Genomic DNA, 20063 nt, shown 5'->3' with positions numbered 1-20063 from the left:
CGGGTTGGGACTGCGGGCCGCTCACCCGAACAACGCGATGGCCGCTAACGCCCCGATGGCCAGCCAGGGCCCAAAGGGGAAGGCGGTTCGCCGCCGGCGGAACGGGGTCGCCCCGACGGCTGCCACACAGGCGATCAGGAATGCCCACCACGCCACCGAGAGGCTGACCGCTGCGGTTGCGGCGCCAATGATCGGAATGTACTTGCCATCACCCCATCCGAAACCGCCGGGCCGGACCCGGTCGAGGATCCAGAAGACCACGAACGCGACCACCGCAGCGATGGCGGCCTGGATGGCAATGCTGAGGTCGCCGGTGATGATGGCGGCGGCTCCCACCCCCAAAGCCACGAGGGCGCCGTGGACCGCGAGAAGGCGGTTGGGCAGCCGGCGGACGTCGAGGTCGATGGCGGACAACCACGGGCCAAACCACGCGAGTGACAGGGTGGGCAGGAGCAACGGCCAGCGGTCGACTCCGAAGCGCCACGCGAGGAGTCCACTGGCGGCTGCTGTTGCGAGGGGGATCCACCAACGCGGCCCCGGGTGGGGGTGGTCGACTTCGACGTCGCGGCGGTACGGGAGGTCGGCAAGACGAGACCTGATGGCCAAGCCGATGAAGGCGCCGACAAGGGTGAGGGCGGCAGTGAGGATCAGGTCGTCACGAGTCATGGCTGGGACCCGTCTCCTGCTTGTGCCGGTAGAACGTGGCTCGACTCCATCCCACCAATTGCGCGGCGTCGGCGGCGGTAAGGCCGCGGGCCCGCGCGTCTTCAACCGCGCGGATCTTGTCTCGGATCAACACCCGATCGAGCGGCGGCCGGCCGAGTCTCTTGCCCGCCCGTCGGGCCGACGACATGCCCGCGGCGACCCGCTCGCCGGTCAAGCGTCGTTCGTACTCAGCGAGGCTTACGGTGAAGTCCACCATGAGGCGGCCGGTTGCGGTGCGCGAGTCGATGCCGTCCTGCACGGAGAGGAGATAGAGGCCACGCTCGACCATGATGGCCACGGTGTCCAGAACTTCACTGAGGGACCGGCCGAGACGGTCAATCCGCCAAACGACCACCGCGTCGCCCATCGCGGCATCTTCCATCAGTGCTCGCATCCCCGGGCGGTCACCATCGACCTTGGAGCCACCGATCACATCGCCCGTGATGTCGTGGGGGAGCACTCCGGCTGACATCAGCGCATCGGTCTGGAGGAGGGCGTCGTCCGTGACGCTGTTCACGCGGGTGTACCCCAGAAGCCTCACGATTCTATTGTCTCAGTAATCCATCTGGTGCCAGTGAGACACGCGGTTCGCTGTGCTGTCGGTGTCGGACCAGCGGCGAGGGGCCGCCGGAGCACGTCAGCTGGAGGTGCGAGTTTGAGTGCGCGTTTTGGTCCGCTTTGGGTGTGGGGCGGCTAGACTCAATGAGCATGTACCCAAACCGCGAAGTCTTTCCTCGAGCACCCCTGGCCCTCGTGGCTGCAGAGGTTCGCTTCACCGACGCCGCACGTCTTAGGCAACAGCAGACCAAGGACGAGCTAGCGATCGCGCTGGAGGATAGGTTCCCGTTCGCGGAGCCGCTCCAGCAGACGGATCTGAGTCTCACGCCAGCTGGACCACCCCAGATCCAGGAGCGAGTAGGGGTGGTGCTCAGGAACGCCACCAGTACTGAGACGCTCACCATCATGTCGGAGTCCCTTACCTATGAGACGACCGCTTACGCAAGCTTCAACGAACTCCTGGAAGCGGTGACTGCGGCTTGCGATGCGTTGGTCGCAGCAAAGGTGCGGCCCGCGGTGCGGAGAGTGGGGCTGCGGTACATCGACGAAGTGCGGGTCCCTGAACCGATCAGCGATGTTCGCCACTGGAGCAAGTGGATCAGTCCGCAACTCCTTGGGCAACTGGATGTGGGGCCCGAGGGCATCCCTGCAACGATGACTCAGGTCATCAGCACATTCGACCTGGGCGGAGGACGGGGGATCAACATTCGCGGGGCTGCCTTGAATCAGGGGCCCGTCGTCGTTCCGCAGTTCCTCCGACGGCCACCCATCGAGTCCGGGCCATTTTTTGTCTTGGATTTTGACGGTTTCCACGTGTTCGCCGGTGCTGAGGATGTCCAGTTGAACTCCGAGGTTGTTAGAGAGACCCTCTCTGCCGTTCATGCTCCGTGCGGTTCCGCCTTCCAGCGTTCCATCACCGACGAGGCACGCAGGCTCTTCCGTGGAGAACTGTCATGACTGTCACCACTGGTGGCCAGGCGACAGGCTCCATTGCTGGCGGTGTGGTCGACTACACCCCGCCGGCGCCCAGCGAGACCCGGGCGCTGTCACTGCGTGCCGACTATCTGCGCACGGAGATCGACCTGCTCGGAGGCGAGGTGCACGAGCTGCACGGCGAGGCCCGTGTGATGGATCTGAGCGACCGCACGCTCGCGAAGTCCAAGAGGTCGGTCCCGGAACTCCTGGATGAACTGGCAGGCCACCGAGGCATGGGTTGGTCTGACCTTGCAGAGGTCGTCGGCGTCAGTATCTCCGCGATCCGGAAGTGGCGAAAGGGCTTGGGTGTCAGCCCGGAGAGCCGCTCAAAACTCGGTCGATTCGCGGCCCTACTTGACGTGCTCGAGGAGAAAGGGCTTGTCCAAGAGCCTGCGGCATGGATGGAAATGGACCTCCCACTAGACGCCGGCTACTTCATTCGACCCATGGACTTGTACCTCGAGGGCCATGTGACGGCCCTGATTGATCTTGCTGAGCAGCGGCTGACGGTCGCTCAAGTGCTCGATCAGGTCCGGCCCAACTGGCGAGCCAGCCGCAGCGATTTTGAGGTCGTCTTTGACGTTGACGGTGAACGTACCATCCGGCGACGCGAGCAGTAGAGGCCAGTCATGGACCAGATCGAATCTGAGGCGCTATACGACGAGCGCGGTGATGTCAGTTGGTGTCGTCCCTTGCTGCAGGGTGACGTGTTTGACGGCGTGGTCCTTCCTGGTTTCGGTTCGGACCCAATGAAGGTCCAAGTTGTGAGCCACCCATGCGCGATGAGAACAGGTACGAAGTTGACGCCACGCATTACCGTGGCACCAGTCGAGCCGCATGCATCGGTGACCGGCCGGGGGTGGGACGGCAACTTACGCGTCATGCCGCTTGCGGAGCTCATCGGAGGCCAGCATTTCGCGACGAAGTTCATCGACGTGACCGCCGCGCCCACCCTTCTGCTGGCAAGGGGGCGGAGGATTGCCACTCTGTCCAACCAGGGCATCTACGTACTGCAGCAGCGGCTCATCAAGCACTACACCCGCGTCGAGATGCCCTTGGATCTGCTTCGGCGCGAGTCCGCGGCCGTTCTCACCGAGGCGCAACTCCAGTGGGATTGGCTCGAGACGGTACTCACCGAGCCCGAGCAGATCGATGAGGCCGCAATCGATGCCGAGGAAAGAGTGTTCGATGGCTGGCTGCGTGAAGGGACACCTTCTCGCCGTGACCTATTGAGCATCGAGATCCACCACCCGGATCTTCGGCGGCAGGCGCAGCGTGCAGCTCGGGAGCGAACTCGCGGACGAGACGACGAGAGGTAGGCGAAGGCACATGGAGCATCTGCGCTACGACCTTGGCAGCCTCAAGAGGGGGTCCACCGTGGTGGTCACCCTCAAGAATCAGGCCAACGTCCAGCTGATGACGCGCACCGACTACAACAGCTACAAGGCTGGCCGACGCTATCGATACCACGGAGGACGGGTCACTCGATCCCCATTCAGCATCACCGTTCCATCTGACGGGCAGTGGGTCGTCGCCGTCGACCTGGGCGGCCATTCGGGGCGCATCGTGGCGAGCGTTGCTGTGAAGCCGCCGCCTTCGGGCTTCCTTCCAACGGCACGTTCTGCACAGGATAACGTCCTATCCAGGGTCGCAGTCCGGGAAGCACCCCTGGAGCCCGAGGGTGATCAGCTCGGTGGCCAGACGTGGGACGTCTTCATCAGTCATGCCAGTGAGGACAAGGACGCCGTGGCCCGACCGCTCCGGGATGCGCTCACACGGTTGGGCGTGACCGTCTGGCTCGATGAGGCTCAGATGCGGATTGGGCACAGCCTGCGTCGCAAGATCGATGAGGGCATCCGTTCGAGCCGATTCGGCGTAGTGATTCTTTCAACGGCCTTCCTTCGGAAGGGGTGGACGAATCATGAGCTCGACGGCCTGGTGACACGCACCGTGGCAGGTGAGCAATCGCTGCTACCGATTTGGCACGACCTGACTGCCGATGATGTAAGGACGTTCAGTCCTTCGCTCGCAGACAAGGTTGCCCTGAGCACGAGCCAGTTCAGCATTGATGAGATCGCCGACCAGATCGCCGAGGTGGTCAGTGGCGCCCGCTGACTAACATGGCGCAACCTGGTCTGACGCCAGGAGCCACGCATTCCGGCGCCAGATGGCGCTCGAAGCCCATAGGCGGCTATCTGCTTCTGGAGCGCGGTCAGTCCGCCCGTCCTGGCTAAGCGAAACGACCTCGCCGGCCTCGGGTGGGAGGGTCCTGGGATATCACCACGGTGGCGTGCTGGACGGCGCAAAGCCAACGCGCCTCGTGATCACCAGGTGAGCGGGTGCCCTTCGCGACTCCGGCTGATGCCTTGGAGGCGTTCGTCCTGCCGGGCCTCTGCGGGCAAGCGCACCGAGTCGGCTATGAACGGCTCGGGGCAGTTGAGCCGTTGAAGCCGGCTGGCCAGGTCGGCGGCGGGGGCGTCCGGGTTGAGGGGTCCGTCTTCGAGGGCGACGGTGAGAGCGTTGGCCACGTCCACTCGTTGGGCATGGGCGTCGTGAAACGCGGAGGCGAGCTGCTGCCAGTGGGGGTCCGCGACGAGGCGGGGGTCGACCTCCTCGGCGAGGGTCTGCCAGCGGAGGGCGTTAGCGGCTCCGGTGAGCCGGTCCCGGACCTGGGCGGTCAGGCCGCGTTGCTGGTCGGCAAGGCGGACTGGGTCGGTGTTCCAGGCCCGGATGAACGCCGCGACGCTGGATCGGATGACGTCGGCGTCGACTTTGATCCTCTCCGCCACGGTGTGAACGGCGGGTTCCCAGGCGTCGACGTGTTGGGCGGCGATGACTGGCGCTGCGGCGAGGGCCGCTTCGACGGGGGGCAGGTTGGCAAGGCGCTCGTCAATGAGGACATCTGCCAGAGGGCGAGCTTGGTCGAGGGCATCGACCAGCTGCGGGGCACTGCCGGTGGCCACGAGGTAGGCGGGATCGGAGCCGTCAGGCAGGGCGGCACAGCGCGACTGGAGGAGTTGCGGGGTGAGGATCCAGTAGTCCCGCTGTGCGGCCATCTGGCCGGCCACGTCGGCGTCCGTGGCGATGATGGGATTCACGCCGTAGCCGCGGAGTTGGGTGGCTTGCTCGCTGGTCAGGTTGGTGCCGAGCGGCGCGACGCCGACGTAGCGGCCGTGACTGGCGCGGGTGACGGCGATGGCGTCGGCGGGTCCTTCGACGACGACGGGGATGCCGTCGGCGTCCAGGTGTCGGGCTCCGGCGACGAACAGCTGGGCTCGCTTGTGGAACAGCAGGGTCTCTGCGGTGTTGAGGTACTTCGGTCCGGCGTGGCCGAGGTCGGTCGCGTCGGGGTGGCGGCGTCCGACGAACCCGAGGACCTGCTGGTCGTGGACGATGGGGAAGACGGCTCGGTCGCGGAACCGGTCGATGAGGCGTCCGGTTGAGGCAGTCACGGCGAGCCCTGCGGCGAGCAACTCGTCGTCGGTGACGCCGTGGCGGTGGAGGTGGGTGACGAGGCTGGTCCAGCCGGCGGGGGCGTAGCCGGGGCGGATGTCGGGGTCGTCGGTGATGTCGGTGCCGAAGCGCCTGCTCAGGTAGGGCTGGGCCCACGAGCCGCGGTAGCGGTCCTGGTAGAACTTCAGTGCGAGTTCGTTGACGGCCGCGAGGCTTTCGGGGGTGTGGGGGCTGGCGCGCCAGGCGTCGGCGCGGTCGAGTTGCGCGTTGAGGTCCGCGGCGGAGATCTCTGGCGGCGTCATCACCCGGCGTTCGATGGCTTCGAACGTGAAGGCCAGGTTCGGTTCGATCGCGTCGATCTGGTTGTCCTCCGTTGTCGCGCCGGCGGCGTCACCGTGGTCGGCGTGCGGCGTCCAGTGCTCGTCCGGGGCGGTATCGGCGGGGTCGGGGGGCAGGTCGTCGCTGTCGGGGAGGGGGTCGAGCAGGACGCTGGTTCGCCACACGAGGGCCTGGCAGTCGTCGACGTCAACGGCACCCTCGGGCGTGCTGATCAGGTCGGTGAGCTGCCATCCGCGGGCGAGTGCCTGCTCGACCGAGACGACCAGCGCCGGCCACCACGGCGAGGCCTGCAAGGCGTCGGCTCGTTCGGGGCCGACGTTCTGCTCGAGGGCCGCCAGCCAACTGGTGGTGACGGCGTTGTGTTGATCGGCGAGCTGGGTGGCGACGGCGGGGGTGAGGTGCCGGCAGATCCGCCACCACAGGGCTGACGCCGCGTGGTCGTCGGGGAGCTGGCCCTCGTTGGTGGCGGCCCGGAGGAGATGGTGGGCATCGAGGCCGACGCCGGAGATCTGCGCGAGCCGATGCGCCAGCACGGGGAGGTAGGGGTCCCGGTCGGCAGCCGGTGCCAGCTGGTGGAGCAGCGGCGTCCATTCGGCGACGGCGGGGGCGAGGTGGTCGATGATGCGCCGGTCGAGGCGGGCCTGCCAGCGGGCCTCGACGGCCGAGTACTGCCGTTCGCCGGTGGGCTGGGTATCGGTGGGGGGCGTGCGGTGCGCGGCGCGCCACACGGTGAGGTCGGCGACGGTGGCGGCGTCTGGACGGAAGCTGCCCGCCGGCGCCCACGCCGGGAGCTGGGTGGACGCCAGCGCCTGGTCGCGCACCTGATCGGCGAGTTCGGCGACGAGTGCGTGGCGCCGCTGCAGGTAGTCGCCCCAGTCGCGGTGGAGGCCGAGACTGGTCGGCAGGCCGGGGAGCCAGGGCAGGGGTGCGGGCTGGGTCTCGCGTCCGGTGGCGGGTTCGAGGCGCCAGTCGAGGACCGCGGCCGGGTCGGCGGCGGTGCCCAGCTCGCGAGCCTGCACGGCGTCGGCGAGCACCCGGACCGGGTCGGTTCCGGACGCGGCGATCAAGAGCAGATGGGCGCGGAGCGTGGGCCACGCGGGAGCGTCGGTGAGTCCGGCGACGAGCTCGTCGGCGGCCTGTTCGAGGCGCTGGACGAGGTCGGCGCCTGCGGTCTGTTCGGCGGCGTAGCCGAGGGCGTCGCTGTAGCGGGCGACGGCGTCGGCGAGTCGGTTGGCCGGGTCGGCGAGGGTGCGGGCGGTCGTGGTGGCGGAGGTGTTGTCCTCGTCGCGGGCGAGGATGCGCCTCAAGAGGTCGGTGGCGGTCGGCGGGATGATCGCCTCGGGTCGGATGAGCGAGTGGGCGTCGCCGTCGCCGACGACTTCGAGGTGGACGTGGTTGGCGTACCGCCCGCGGGTGAGCATCGTGTACAGCTGCTGGCGGGTCTCCGCGCCGGTGGCGATGCCGTGCAGGACGTCGGCGGTGACGCCCTGGGCGCCGTGGATCGTGCACGCGTAGCCGAGTTCGACGGACTCGGTCACGTAGCCGGCGGGCAGGATCACGGTCTGCCGGTTGGTCTGGTGGATCGCCCTGATGGCCCCGTCTGATGCGATGCCGGTGATGGTCCAGCGATCGCCGTTGCGGACCCAGTCGGTGCCCGAGGTGCGCAGCCGGCGGTCGTTCAGGCGCGTGATGATCACATCACCTACCGCGGCGTCGCTGCCGTCGGCGAGGGCGACGGTGCGGGTGGGGTGATTGCCGTCGTGGAGGTGGGCCTGGGCGCGAGCGTTGAGTTCGGCCACCAGCGTCCGGGTGGGGGCGACCATGAGGGCGTCCGCGCCGGCGTGGCGGGCGGTGAGCCAGGAGTCGAAGACCTGGTCGGCGCAGGTGCCGAGATCGCCGACGTGGACGCGGTGGTTGTCGAGGTAGAAGCCGAGCGCTTCGGGGTCGCCGGCGCGCAGCGCGAGGCTGGCGGCGCCTTCGGCCGGGTCGGCGAAGCGGACGAGCTCGTTGAGCTGCACGGCGCCGTGCTGGGCCTGGATGTCGCGCAGGACGCCGCCGGCGCCGATCGCGGCGAGTTGCTGGTCGTCGCCGATGAGACGCACCGATCCACCTCGGTCGAGGACGAACTCGACGACCTGGTCCAGCGAGAGGGTGTCGGCCATGCCGGCCTCGTCGATGATGACCAAGCTCGTCGGCCCGATGTGGTCGGCCCACGCGGGGAGCGGTCGCCGGTGGTTCAGGGCGTGGGTGAGCAGGGCCATCGTGTCGGCGTGGGTGTCGATCTGCGCCCCGAGTTGGGCGGCTGCGGCGGCTGACGGGGCGAGGCCGACGACGGTGCCGCCGCCGTTGCGCCACGCGGTCGCGAGGGCGCGCATGGCGGTGGTCTTGCCAGAGCCGGCGGGGGCGATCGCGAGCTGGAGTCGGGCGCCCGAGGTTGCCATCTCGCGGACGAGGGCGACCTGTCCGGGGTTGAGCGGGGTGCGGTTCGCGGCCGCCTCGATGAGGGCGACCTCGACGGCCGGGGTGGGGACCTGGTGGCCGCCGCGGCGTCCGGCTGCGTCGACGAGGCGGTGTTCGGCGGCGACGATCCGGCGGGAAGTGTGCCAGGTGGAACGTGCCACGGTGTAGACGCTGTCGCCGTCGGTGCGACGCAGCGCGGCGGGTTCAGCGATGCCGTCGGCGGGGGCTTGCAGGGCGACGGAGTGGCGGGTGAGCGCGGCGTGCGTGAGGCGCGCGACGACGTCGTCGACACGCCTGCGGGGCAGGTTTGCGGCCCGGACGATCCGCAGCGCTTCGGCGCGAACGTGCCAGTCCTGCCACGTGGAGCGCGAGCCCTCCATGGTCGCGACGATCTGCGCGGACTGGGTGCGCACCCAGCCGCGGGTGACGAACACCGGACGCCGCAGCGTCCGGGCGGTGAGGGTCGCAGTCAGCATGTGCTGGACGCCGTCGGGGCCGAGGACGGTGTCGGCTTCGTGGCGCCAGGTGGCGCGTTGTTCGGCGAGGGTGCGGGGTTCGTGTTTGGCCTGCCGGGTCTCGAGGTTGGCCTGCTGCGCCAGCGCGCGGGCCTCGACCATGGTCGGGGGCCGGTGGTGCTCGCGCTGGAACGCGGCCGTCAGTTCGCTCTGGCGGTGCTCGATGGACGCCCGACGCTGCGACCAGCGGGCGTTCAGCGCGGGGTCGACGCCGACGAGCTCGCGGACGGGACGCTTGCCGGGGTCGGTGCACGGGCGTTCGGCGAACCGGACCGGCAGGGCGTCGGAGAGGCGGCGTTCCAGGGCGGTGTTGTAGACCTCGGAGGCGGCGACGATGGCCTTGAACAGGAGGCGTCCGTCGATGGAGAGCCATCGGCCGTCGAGGGTCTGGACCTTGTTCGCGACGGGGACGTGGGTGTGCAGGTCGGGGTCGCCGGCGCGGCTGTCGCGGTGGGTGAACCGGGCGGCGACCAGCCCGGTCACGTCGACCTGCCGGACGCCGTTGTGGCCGGTCCGCGTGTAGAGAGCGTGGGTCTCGATGAACCGCAGCGCGTCGGCGATGGCTGCGAGGTGGGCGCGTTCGATGGTGGCCGCCGTCGCGGGTGCGGCGAGCGCCCAGAGGGTTGAGACGCTCTTGACCGGGGAGAAGGTGAGGTCGTAGCCGGCGACGGCGGTGGTCTGGGGGCGGGACGCCGTGGCGATCAACCCGGCCAGTTCGCGGGCGTCGACCGGGTCGCGCCCGAACGTGCCGCGGAACGTCTCGCGTCCAACCTGGGTGCGGATCGCGGCGCGAACCTGAGCGGGGACCGGCGCGTCGTGAGGTGCGCCTACCTGGGCGTTGTAGGCGGCGAAGCGTTTGGCGACCTCGATCCGAAACTCGGGCATGTCGTGCGGGTAGACCTTGAACGGCTGGCCCAGCCGGATCGCGTCGCGGGCCTGGGCGACGGTGGCGTCCGGCGGGAGGGCGTCGCCGCGTTGTCGGGCCAGTGGGTGGTGGCCCGATCCGAACAGGAACCGCATCTGCTCGGCGGTGACCGGGTCGCCGGCGTCCAGGCCGTCGATGCCGGCCATCCCGGAGCCGACCCACACGCCGGGGGTCTCGCCCTTCTGCGTGTAGTAGGACGCCAGCCCGGTGTGGCCCTTCTCGGTGGAGTCCATCGCAGCCACCTGCCGGGTCAGGTACTCGTACCCGTCCCCGGCGGTCAGCTTGTGCAGACTCATCACACCCGACCTAACGGGGCCGCCGATGCCTCGGCGGACAAGCGTCCGTCGACGCCTTCGGTGGGCCTGGGACGCAGCTGGTGCGATTGCCACTTGACTAGGGCAAACCGGTGATGCAACAGGTGTGCGGGTCTCGAGGTTGAGGGGTTATGAGGGGTGTCGGACGGGCTTGTCGTCGTCGGCGGCGAACGACTGCGGAGACGTGATCGGACGCGGCGGCGCTCGGTGGAGACGGCGGCTTGGCGGCAGTCTGAGGGACGGGTTGGAGAGGGTCGACGGGGTCGTGCGTGATTGCGAGGGTCGGGTGATTCGAGTGGTCCCGGTGGCGGCTCTTCGCTGGGGTCGCTCGGTGTCCACGAGGCTCGGCGGCGTCCCGTTAGGAGGGTGAACGAGAAGGACCTGCCGACGGCGCGGGAGGGGCGACAGCGATGGCGATGAACGAGATCCGGCAGCAGGCACGCAAGAGCGCCGCAGAACGGGTCGCCCGGTTGCGGCAGCAGCGGGCGGACCTGGTCAAGAAGCAGGAGGAGCTGTCGGCCACGGTGATGACTGCCCTGGCCGAACGCGACGCCGTGATCGTGGACGCCGAACGGCGGGCGGGCGCGGCCCTGCAGGAGTTGGCGTCCAGTGGCCTGAGCCTGGCGCAGGCAGCCCAATGGTGCGACCTGGTCGACAAGGAAGCCGCGCGGCTGGTGAAGCTCGCTGCCCAGCCGACCACTCCGGAGGGCGGGCCGACGGCGAGGGAAACCGTCAGTGGTGACCGGTAGCTTCCGGAGCATCGGGAGGTCGAGGAGGACCATCATGACGACGTCAACGGAATACCCGTTCCAAAGCGGCCAACTCCGCCGAGCGGGCGTGCTCATGAGGTTGCCGCGGGTGGTGATCGCCGCGGTGGTGTGGCTGTTGGTCATCGAGGCCCTGCCCGGTATCGCGGCGTGGGGCGTACTGGCTGTAGTTGTCGCCGGGACGGCCGCCGGGGTCGTCGCCGAACCGGTGATCGTCCGCCTGATGTGGTGGGCGCGGCACCCCTCGACTCCACTCACGATGCCCGGCGACCCGCGGGTCCGCGTCCTGGTCACCGGTCGACGGATCGCCGGCATCGGGCAGGCCGGACGCCGCCACCTCATCGTCCCGGCGACCGGGATCGGACGGAGTGACCTACCCGAACTGCTCACCCGCGCGCGGCAGCGTCAGCTGGTGTCGGCGGGACGGTTCGACGTCGCCTACCAGTGGTTCACCTGGCCGTGGCAGCTGCTCGCCGCTTCTGCCGCCGGGTTCGCCCATGGCATGGCCCGGTTGCCGCTGATCGGGTTCGCCTGGCGGTTACGCATGGCGGTCGCCGGCATCGCGCTCTGGCAGACCGTCGTCGCCGGCCAGCACGCGGCCACCGTGGGGATCGTCGTGGTGATCGGGCTGACGTACCTGCTGCCGTGGACGCGAGCCCGTCATGAGCGCTTGGTGTCGCAGGAGCTCGCGGGCCTCGAACGGCGGTCGGTCAGGCCAGCCGCGCCGGCGGCGCGGCGTCCGGTCGTGCTGCCCGTCCGGTCCACCGCGACCCACGCCGGACGCCGACCCTGCACCTCTGCGCGGCGGCGTGGCCTTGAGCCCCGTGGACAGTGGCGCTCACCCACACGCTTGGTGACTTGTACGGGCGAAGGGATTCATGGGGGCGCCCACGATCCGAGGACAACTGGAAGGAAGGGATCACGATCATGACCGGAGTGCCGATGCCCGCCGAATCGATCGCCAAGGTCGATCTGTTGCTGGGGCAGGCGACGATGCTGACCGCTGACCGCTGGGACGACCTGGCCGCGATGATCCACGAGGCGATGGGGATCTCGATGTTGATGGCGGTCACGCACCCGTCGAGCGGACCCGTGGACGTCCCGGGACTGACACGACTGACGGCGCTCGAGTGTGTCGAGAACGCTTTGCGCGAGGTTCATGCCTGGGACCTGGCCCTCGCCTCAGATCTCCCCGACTTGGCCCGGCTGCGGGTGCTGTTGGCCGACGTCCGCAGGGAGTTGGACAGCACTGTCGGACGGCGAGGGTAACGGCCCATGTGGCAGGCCGTTCGGCGGGAACTCGCCCGCCTCGAGTGGGACGTCGAGCCGCCGCTCACCCTCGATCTGATGGCCGACTGGACCCAGACCGTGTCCAGCCTCGTGACGATCCGCCGAGCCCTCGGCCCGATCTCCACTGCCGACCCCCTCGCGCTGCTGGCTACTGCAACGACCGGCGCAGCCCGGACTGCTGACGTGAGGCCCGTTCTGGCGCCGTCGCTCCACGCGGTGAGCGCGGCGCTCGCCGACGTCGCCCAAGGCATGGCGTCCCGGCCCGACTTCGACCGACAGCGCGACGGGGCGACCCTCAACCACGTCGCCTACGAACTCGTGCACTGGGTGCGCGTCCGGACGCCGGACGAGCAGGCGAAGGCCTGGCTGCTGGCCGGCGAGACCGCACTCGACGGCGCGATCCACGCCCCGACCAGCCGATCGGCCGTCGGCGTCGGCCTGGCTGTCTGGCAGGACGCGCTCGCAGCAGTGCAGCCCGTCAAGAACGCCCCCATCGTGCGCCGCAGCGTGGCGCTCGGACACCTCGCGATCCTGCGCGACACCCACGCTCTGGTGGACGAAGTCGCGAAAGCCGGGGCGCTGCCCGGGCCATACGCTGACGCCCTCCTCGGCAACATCCGCGACCTTGCCCGCGCACACCAGACCACCCTGAGTCAGATCGACGGCCGTCTCCTCGGCGCCACCCGCGTCGATCAAGCCGTCATGCTTCAGGTCGGCACGGCCGTGCGGCAACTCACGGGACGCCCGGATCTCACCGAGCCCTCCCACGTGCGTCTCAACGCGCTGCTCCGCTCAGGCCTCGGCCAAGCATTCCTGGTCGCCAATCTCACCGGCGAGCCGTCGGCCCAGCCCGCTGCTGCGAGGATCAACCGACTCTCACTGGAGTACCTGACCAACCCCCGGATGCTCCGCGAGGTCGACCTGCCGGAAGCCCCAACGTCGCCCGCACCGTTGGAGCCCAAAGCCGCAGCCGCGCGGGAACCCCGAGCGGCGGCACGGATCGCACCCATGGACTCGACGGTCAGCCCCGGGACCGTCCTGGACGGCCCCTTCATCCTGGCCCTCTGCCAGGCCCGTGACCTTGGCGTCGCCGCGGCGACCGGCGATCCATTGAACCCGCCCGAGATCCTCCGGGGGGTTGACTCATCGCGTTGGCCGCAGTTGGTTGCCGAGGGGCGGCAGGCCGTGACCGACTTGGTTGGCTCAGTCATCCCGATGGTGTACGCCCAAACCAGACGAACACCGAACGCTGCGGACACCCGCGGTCAGATGTTCGTCGAACTCATGGGCGCCGCCTACCGATTCGACCCTCAGCGAACCAGCCCCGAGGGTTGGGCCAGCTACGCCTGGATGACGATCAAACACGCCCGCTGGCGCGGCGTCGACGATGCCGGCGTGGTCCGAAAGCGCACCAGCGGCCCTCGACCCGGCACGATGGCCCTCGGCGAGAGGGAGCCAGCCAGCCGGGAGCCCGACCCGGGCGAGGTCGTCGAGGAACGGCACGCCATCGCCGCCATCACGCGCGCTGTCGAGCAGCTTCCACCGTCACTCCGGGAGCCGCTCATAGCGTCGCTGCAGGGCCACCCAATGCGAGTGATTGCTGAGGATCTCGGGTACTCCGAGAGCACCGCCCACCGACGTATCAAGGAGGCGCGTGAACACATCAGGCACGACCTCGCATCGCACGCGGACGACCGCCCGTGGGTGCCTCTCGACACGGGGACCGATCCCGTCCTGGAACACGCGCAGCGCCTTTTCGAGCAGGCGTTCCCACTGACCCCAGGCCACGAGCCGGGTCGGGGGCTCACACGTTGAGCTACGTGGCGTAGCCCCGGCTGACCGATTTCCACATCGAGCGGTCCGCCTACCGCCTCGGTTGAGCGGGCAACTCTAGCCAGCTTTGCACGAGCGCAGTGTGCCGAGTAAGGCGATAGGACAACGTTGAGCCGACGTCTACCCCGAGCGATCGATCATGCGGCCTCGTTGAAGATCCGCCGCTGTACTTCGAGGTAGTGACGCAGGTTCACAACGACATCGTCCCCGGAGACTGGCGCCTGATCCTGCGGTTCGTTCAGGTCAACGGCGTTGGCCGCGGCAAGTTGCCTCGTGTAGTCGACAACGAGCTGCACCAGGGTCTCCGACTGCTCCGTCGTGAAGTCGACAGTGATCTTGGCGGTCTCCGAGTACTCCTTTAGTGCATCGAGGTCGGCGATGAGCCGGTCGATGATCTCGGCGTCGAGCTGCTTCCTGCGGACTGCCTCGAGGTAGGTGTGGAGCGACTCGGTATAGCTCTTGACGCACTCGGGCATGGCGCGTTTTCGCCTCCCAGAGACTACGACGACTGCGGTAACCCCTGCCGCCACCACACCCACAACGGCGGTCGTGATAAGGACTGAACCGCACTGGGTCTGATGGAGACTCGTGCTATTTGATTCCTACCAGCTGTTTGCGGTCGGTTTGGCCAGCATAGAACGCCTGCTCGAACTCGGCGGGCGGGATGTCGCCGAGGTAGCCGTGGAGGCGCTGCGTGTTGTGCCAGTGCACCCAGCCCAGGGTTGCGAGTTCGAGGTCCTCCGCGGTCTTCCAGGGGCCTGGTCGGGCGGGTCCGCGGACGAGTTCGGCCTTGTAGTAGCCGTTCACGGTCTCGGCGAGGGCGTTATCGTAGCTGTCGCCGACGGTCCCGATCGAGGGGGTGGCGCCGATCTCGGCGAGCCGTTCGCCGTAGCGGATCGATGTGAATTGGCTGCCCGCGTCGCTGTGACAGCGCAGGTCGTCGTGGTGGGTGCCGCGACCCCAGCGGGCCATCTCGATCGCGTCGAGGATCATCTCGGTGCGCATGTGTGAAGCGCATCGCCAGCCGACGATCATCCGGGAGAACGCGTCGATGATGAAGCACACGTAGGCCACCCCGGCCCACGTCGCCACGAACGTCAGATCGGTCACCCAGAGCCGGTTCGGTGCCGGCGCGGTGAACTCCCGCTGCACCAGGTCCGGGTGCCTGGGGGCGGCTGGATCGGCCTTGGTGGTCGTGACTCGCCTAGAACGCGTGGCGCCCTCGATACCGGCGGCACGCATCAACCGGCCGGTCTGGTCACGGCCGATGTCGATCCCGGCACGACGGGCGGCTTTCCACAGCTTGCGGACACCGTAGACGCGATAGTTGTCCTCCCACAGCCTCACCAGCTCCGGGACCAGGACAGCGTCGCTTATCGACCGCGCCGACGGGACACGATCCCTGGCGGCGTAGTAGGTGCTCGGAGCCACCTGCAACACGCTGCAGATGGGCTCGACTCCGAGCGGGCGACCCTCAACCATGTCGTCCTTGTTCGCGTCGATGAATGCGACTACTTCCGGTGTTGGCGGTCGAGCTCCGCCCCGAAGAAACTCGCTGCGCGCTTGAGTATTTCGTTAGCTCGGCGAAGCTCGCGGACCTCCTGCTCGAGCTCCCGCACGCGCCGGGCCTCGACGGTCGTCACGCCGGCGACGTGACCCTCATCGATGTCGGCCTGCTTGACCCACGACCGCACCGACTCGACGCCGTATCCGAGTTGCGCCGCGACGCGCTGCACCGTCCCATGCTCGGTCCCCAGCTCGGCCCGCAACGTTCGCACCATCCGGACCGCGGCGGCCTTCTCCTCCGGCGAGTACCGACGCGTCGTCGGCTTCCCTGCTGTCTGCTCTTTCGGCATAACCCCATCCTCGTTTCCAAGGTCAGGAGTCTCCAACAAACTCAGTGCGGTTCAGACCACGGGCTTCCTCGAGATCGAGAACGCAGCGACTGCCGCCTCTTCGCTCGGCTTGGGAATGGAGACTTCCTTGAGGTGGGTTACGAGTCGTCCCGCGGTGTCACGAACCACTCCTCCGTACCGAATGAAGTCCCCGCTGAGCAATCCAGCCGCAATGTCTGGCGGGATGTAGAACGTGGGCTGAATAATCACTTCTCGTCCTCTTCGAAGGCTTGGCTCTGCTGTTGGACCAAATCGTAGTGCCGGTGTCCGACATGGCCGGCCGACGCAAGCCGCCAGCTGACGAGGTGGCTACGGCAGGACCGGAAGGCTTCTCGCCGCCTGACGCTGGGCGTGCCGAGAGGCGGAGAGCGTCGCGTGGAACCCGCCGTGGCGGTTTTGGTCGAGATTGAGCGGCAGCACGAACTCCGAAAGGAGCTCCGACTCGATCGCCCAAGGTGTCGGATCCACATACCAGCAGACCCGGGCGTGCTCAGCCATCCAACTGGACAGCGCAGCCTCGCCATCGCCGAAGGTCAGGCGCTCAGCGTTTCCCACACGGCGGAGTTGAAGGCCAAGCTCGCCCGCAAGGAGCGAACCAAGCGTCAAACGTAACGTCGAACCCGACGCGTTCCCTCGGAAGTGGTTACGGATGCGCTTACGCAGGTCCTGCTTGCTCGGTCTGCTATCACTGCGTCGCTGCTCACGGGGCGCGATGCCTACGTAGAACAGATGACCGAACTCACTTGAGTGGACGCCGTCGGTGGGAACACCTGGCGGCGGAGCGTCGAAGTACCAGGCGTACACACCCGATTGAGCGGGGAGCGGCGTGGACCGAGCCAGTGCCTCAGCGCGCGACGTCAGGCGGGCCGGCGCAAGGAGGGCGGCAACGTGAAGGTCACTGGCAGTCACGCGAGCCTCTCGGCCTTCCCGTCGTTGACCTTCTTCAGTTCCTGGAGTTCCGCCCAGTGCTGTTCAAGACCCGCGAGCGTCGGGCTCACACCAAGGGTGACGAGCGGCTGCGAGTGGCCGTCGATGTATCGACAGGCCGCATCGAACACCTCTGTGACCTTGGGGATGATCTCGCCGAGCTCGCTGGTGTTGATGTCCGAGAGAGTCGACATCTGTACATTCGCTCGATACCGCCTAGTCACGCCCTTGAGCACCTCGTCCTCGACGAACACCTCGCACCACGAGCGAAGGTGGCTGTATCCGTTGTGGACGAGCGCATCCCGCACTTCACCTTCTTGGGTGCGGGCTGTCTGGATTGTCTTGTTGATTCGCCCTTTGATGGCGTTCAGCGAGTCGATCCGCGGGCCGGTGGCCCGGGTGACCTGCCCCTTGCCGTTCTCGTCAGTTACCTGGAAGTAGACGCAACGCTTCGACTTCTCGAAAAGACTGAGCAACGTCGTGGCGAACAGGATGTCGTGGGTGAACACGATGACCTGATTGTCATCGGTCAACCGGGCGACTCGCTGGGCAACCTCGTTGATCCGGCGATGGTCAAGGCTCGACACTGGGTCGTCGAAGATGACTGGTGCCGTGATACCGGCCAGCCGTGCCTCGGCCAGGAAGTCGGCGAGAGCGAGCACCTTCTGCTCGCCCTCCGACAGCACCCGCGACGGCTTGTGCTTGCCGCTCATAACCTTGCGACGCTGAGCCTTGCCCTCGCGCCCGACGAACTGGAGCTTTAGTGGTGGTGCCCGGAGCGCTTCGCACTCCTCGAGGAACAACGCGTCGAAGCTCTGATTGATCAGCTGGTCACTGGCGGTCTTGGCCAGCTCAGTGACGGCGCGCATCAGTGACGGAAGCGGGCGCTTGAGAGTCCTAAGCTGGTCGGCCTCCTTGGCGCTCTTGACCTGCGCCTCGATCAGCGGCCACGACTTGCCAAGCTCAACGGCGTCCTTTAGCTCCAGCAACTCGGTCTGCTTCTCGCCGAGCACCTGGGTCCGATTCGCCTGCTGGGTCTCCAGAGTCGAGATGCTGAGCCCGGCCGACTCAAGAGCAGCGTCGACGTCGGCCGCTGGATGGGCGACCAGGCCCGCGATCTTGTGGCTGGCGAGCTTGCCGTCGGACACGGCTGTCTCGAGCGCACTCCTAGCTCCCTCGATCGCGTCGACCTGGGAGAAGTAGGCTGGCTTCTCTTCTTCGGCACCGTACTGATTGATGAATGCGATGAGCTCGTTGTTCTGGATACTCGCGACCTGACGGCTGTAACCAAGGAGCGCGGTGTCGGTCGTGCGGATGTCAGCAGAGATCTTGTCTTCGAGGTAGGTCGAGTACCTGGACAGCAGGTCGCGCGCGGTATCAATCAGGGGCTGGCGGCAGTAGAGGCAGCGATCCGCATCGTGAGAGCCAAGCTCGACGAGGTGCAGACGGTATTTCTCGCCGGCCTTGATGAAGTCGCTCCAGGTGTCGTCCGGATCGGCAGGCAGATCGGCTGCAGCAAAAAGCTCCCTGCGGAAGGTCACGTGGTCGGTGGCAAGCTGTGTGCGCTTCGTGAGGGCTTGGTCGTAGCTGGTCGCGTCGAACCCCAGGAGTGCCTTGGCGGCAGCAGCGGCCTGGGTCAGGACGCGCTGTTCGGCCTTGAGTGCCGTGATCTGGGTGCCGACGGTGTTCGCCCGTAGTGCGCCGACGGCTTGGGTGAGCACGTCGAGCTGCTCGTCGATGTCCTCGCCTGTCACAGCCTTTGCCCTCAGGTGAGTGAGGTCGGTGGACGCGCCAAGGGATTCAATCAGCGGGTAGATGGTCGTCCCCCGCTGGAACCTGGAGAGCAACCCGGAGCTACCCGTGCCGAGTGTGCTGATAGCGGCATCGATCTGGCCAGCAACGGCTTGGATGGCGGCCGTGACGTGGTTGAAGAGCGCGAGCGAGGCTGGGGTGTAGACGTAGTCGAGGTCGTCATCGACATGGGTCGTGACGGCTGGGCTGTCGAAGATAGACATCCGTGTGAACGGCGCGACGCCGCGGTCTCCAGTCCAAGTCAAGGTCTGGTCGTCGTCCCCGAGCTTGTACTCCAGCTTGGCGGTCTGGACCTCCGACCAATCCGCCTCGATGTTGCCGAGGATAGTGTCCGCGGTGCGGCTGTTCGCGAGTGCCTTGAAGATGCGGGAGTAGCCGGTCTTGCCTGTGCCGTTCTCGCCATAGAGGATCGTCAGCCCCCTATGCGGCTCGATCACCGCTCCGGGCAAAAGGGCGTTGACGCCGTGTACTTCGGAGAGGCGAGTCAGGGTCAAGGGGGGCGCGGACTCGTCCTGGCGTGCCTCAATGTCGAGTTTGGCAACGGCGGGCAGATCCCGCTTGTCAAGGACCTTCTCCTGGCGGAAGAGCTGGTATGCCTTTTCGATCGTCGAGGTGCCGACGGGACGTCCGGTAGCGATGACCTCGGATACGAGCAGGCGTGCCCACTCATCGTTGGCGTTCGCCCAGTCGGCGAGCAGCGCCCGGGGGTCGACGAACTCAGTTCCTTCTCGCTCTACAGCATCAGATTGTTCGCCCATCAGGCTTCGCACACCGAAGTTGGGCGGATGTCCTGACTGGGTGGCTGGTCGCCTCGGTGGTATCTCTTCATCCTGCGCTCCTCCGCACCGAACCGGCGCGCTCGTTGCTGTCTGTTGATTGCCTTCCACCTCGACGTTAGCTGGGGGGTGTGACAACTCCGCCGTCGCCGCGCACCTCAACCGTTGCTGGGCAGGGCCCGCCCATGCGCCGGTTCTCTTCTCGTTGTCGAGGTTCGCCATGGCGAGTTCGCTGGCGAGCGCTGAACCGGAGATCGACGCGCTTCCTCGCGGTTGTGGGCGTCGGACTGGCTCGTCAGACCCTGACGTCTTGGACCCGGACAGGCTTGAGCAGAAGGTACGGGACGGGAGAGCATCAAGGGACCCTGATAGCGCGTTCGTAGCGCTGCTGCGCACCGCCGTCGTCGTCCGGTCGATGGTGTTCGCCGAGATCAAGCAGCACAGGACCGAGTTGCTCGCCGACGACTACCGCTGAAGGCTCTCCTCGTCTACCGGGACGGAACCTTCGCCTTTCTAGCC

16 protein-coding genes and 1 other annotated feature are annotated in these 20063 nt (G+C 67.5%); of the genes, 9 read left to right on the top strand and 7 right to left on the bottom strand.

Features of this window, described 5'->3' with window-relative positions; all coding sequences use genetic code 11:
- Positions 1-21: 21 nt before the first annotated feature.
- Positions 22-666, bottom strand: coding sequence for a prepilin peptidase (locus ACX1D3_RS00790; RefSeq protein WP_458995080.1), 645 nt, complete (start codon positions 664-666; stop codon positions 22-24).
- Positions 656-1246, bottom strand: coding sequence for a recombinase family protein (locus ACX1D3_RS00785; protein WP_458995079.1), 591 nt, complete (start codon positions 1244-1246; stop codon positions 656-658). Before ACX1D3_RS00785 ends, ACX1D3_RS00790 begins: the two co-directional genes overlap by 11 nt.
- A 167-nt stretch (positions 1247-1413) precedes the next feature.
- Here ACX1D3_RS00785 and ACX1D3_RS00780 point away from each other — a divergent pair, with 167 nt between their 5' ends.
- The 4 genes from ACX1D3_RS00780 to ACX1D3_RS00765 are packed head-to-tail and all read left to right on the top strand — an operon-like array spanning position 1414 to position 4353.
- Entirely contained in the window at positions 1414-2220 is an 807-nt protein-coding gene (locus tag ACX1D3_RS00780; RefSeq protein ID WP_458995078.1) for a TIGR04255 family protein, read from the top strand.
- Entirely contained in the window at positions 2217-2858 is a 642-nt protein-coding gene (locus ACX1D3_RS00775; RefSeq protein ID WP_458995077.1) for a hypothetical protein, read from the top strand. Before ACX1D3_RS00780 ends, ACX1D3_RS00775 begins: the two co-directional genes overlap by 4 nt.
- A gap of 9 nt (positions 2859-2867) precedes the next feature.
- Positions 2868-3557 (top strand): hypothetical protein, encoded by a 690-nt coding sequence (locus ACX1D3_RS00770; RefSeq protein WP_458995076.1) that lies wholly within the window; start codon positions 2868-2870, stop codon positions 3555-3557.
- Between the two features lie 10 nt (positions 3558-3567).
- The gene (locus tag ACX1D3_RS00765) at positions 3568-4353 is read left to right on the top strand and encodes a DUF1883 domain-containing protein (RefSeq protein WP_458995075.1); all 786 of its coding nucleotides are present in this window, start codon (positions 3568-3570) and stop codon (positions 4351-4353) included.
- Between the two features lie 209 nt (positions 4354-4562).
- Here ACX1D3_RS00765 and mobF read toward each other — a convergent pair whose 3' ends face one another.
- Positions 4563-10226, bottom strand: coding sequence for a MobF family relaxase (gene mobF / locus ACX1D3_RS00760; protein WP_458995074.1), 5664 nt, complete (start codon positions 10224-10226; stop codon positions 4563-4565).
- 428 nt (positions 10227-10654) lie between these two features.
- Here mobF and ACX1D3_RS00755 point away from each other — a divergent pair, with 428 nt between their 5' ends.
- Genes ACX1D3_RS00755 through ACX1D3_RS00740 form a run of 4 tightly spaced genes read left to right on the top strand, consistent with a single transcriptional unit; the run spans position 10655 to position 14116 of the window.
- Positions 10655-10993: a hypothetical protein gene (locus ACX1D3_RS00755; RefSeq protein ID WP_458995073.1), complete on the top strand. Its 339-nt coding sequence runs from the start codon at positions 10655-10657 to the stop codon at positions 10991-10993.
- A gap of 34 nt (positions 10994-11027) precedes the next feature.
- Entirely contained in the window at positions 11028-11942 is a 915-nt protein-coding gene (locus ACX1D3_RS00750) for a hypothetical protein (RefSeq protein WP_458995072.1), read from the top strand.
- Positions 11939-12280, top strand: a complete 342-nt coding sequence (locus ACX1D3_RS00745; protein ID WP_458995071.1) for a hypothetical protein — start codon at positions 11939-11941, stop codon at positions 12278-12280. The genes ACX1D3_RS00750 and ACX1D3_RS00745 overlap by 4 nt, the downstream gene beginning before the upstream one ends.
- Before the next feature lie 6 nt (positions 12281-12286).
- Positions 12287-14116, top strand: coding sequence for an RNA polymerase sigma factor (locus ACX1D3_RS00740; RefSeq protein ID WP_458995070.1), 1830 nt, complete (start codon positions 12287-12289; stop codon positions 14114-14116).
- 155 nt (positions 14117-14271) lie between these two features.
- Here ACX1D3_RS00740 and ACX1D3_RS00735 read toward each other — a convergent pair whose 3' ends face one another.
- From ACX1D3_RS00735 to ACX1D3_RS00720, 4 genes are all read right to left on the bottom strand, one after another.
- Positions 14272-14610, bottom strand: a complete 339-nt coding sequence (locus ACX1D3_RS00735) for a hypothetical protein (protein WP_458995069.1) — start codon at positions 14608-14610, stop codon at positions 14272-14274.
- 115 nt (positions 14611-14725) lie between these two features.
- Positions 14726-15990, bottom strand: a protein-coding gene (locus tag ACX1D3_RS00730; RefSeq protein ID WP_458993478.1) for an IS3 family transposase whose coding sequence is annotated in 2 segments (ribosomal slippage) — positions 14726-15687 and positions 15687-15990 — 1266 coding nt in all. Because the reading frame shifts where the segments join, the coding sequence is not laid out codon by codon here.
- Positions 15557-15691, bottom strand: a sequence feature (AL1L pseudoknot). (Overlaps the previous gene by 135 nt.)
- A 348-nt stretch (positions 15991-16338) precedes the next feature.
- Positions 16339-16938 carry a GIY-YIG nuclease family protein gene (locus tag ACX1D3_RS00725; protein WP_458995068.1) on the bottom strand — a complete coding sequence of 200 codons (600 nt, stop codon included), beginning with the start codon at positions 16936-16938 and terminating at the stop codon, positions 16339-16341.
- Positions 16935-19766 (bottom strand): AAA family ATPase, encoded by a 2832-nt coding sequence (locus tag ACX1D3_RS00720; RefSeq protein WP_458995067.1) that lies wholly within the window; start codon positions 19764-19766, stop codon positions 16935-16937. The genes ACX1D3_RS00725 and ACX1D3_RS00720 overlap by 4 nt, the downstream gene beginning before the upstream one ends.
- Between ACX1D3_RS00720 and ACX1D3_RS00715 the strand changes: the two genes are divergently transcribed.
- Positions 19765-20019, top strand: a complete 255-nt coding sequence (locus ACX1D3_RS00715; RefSeq protein ID WP_458995066.1) for a hypothetical protein — start codon at positions 19765-19767, stop codon at positions 20017-20019. The genes ACX1D3_RS00720 and ACX1D3_RS00715 overlap by 2 nt on opposite strands.
- Positions 20020-20063: the final 44 nt, after the last annotated feature.

It is taken from the genome of Tessaracoccus yangjingae, assembly GCF_054483935.1.
Note: the sequence above shows the minus strand (reverse complement) of the source record. Positions and strands in the feature narration are given on the sequence as shown.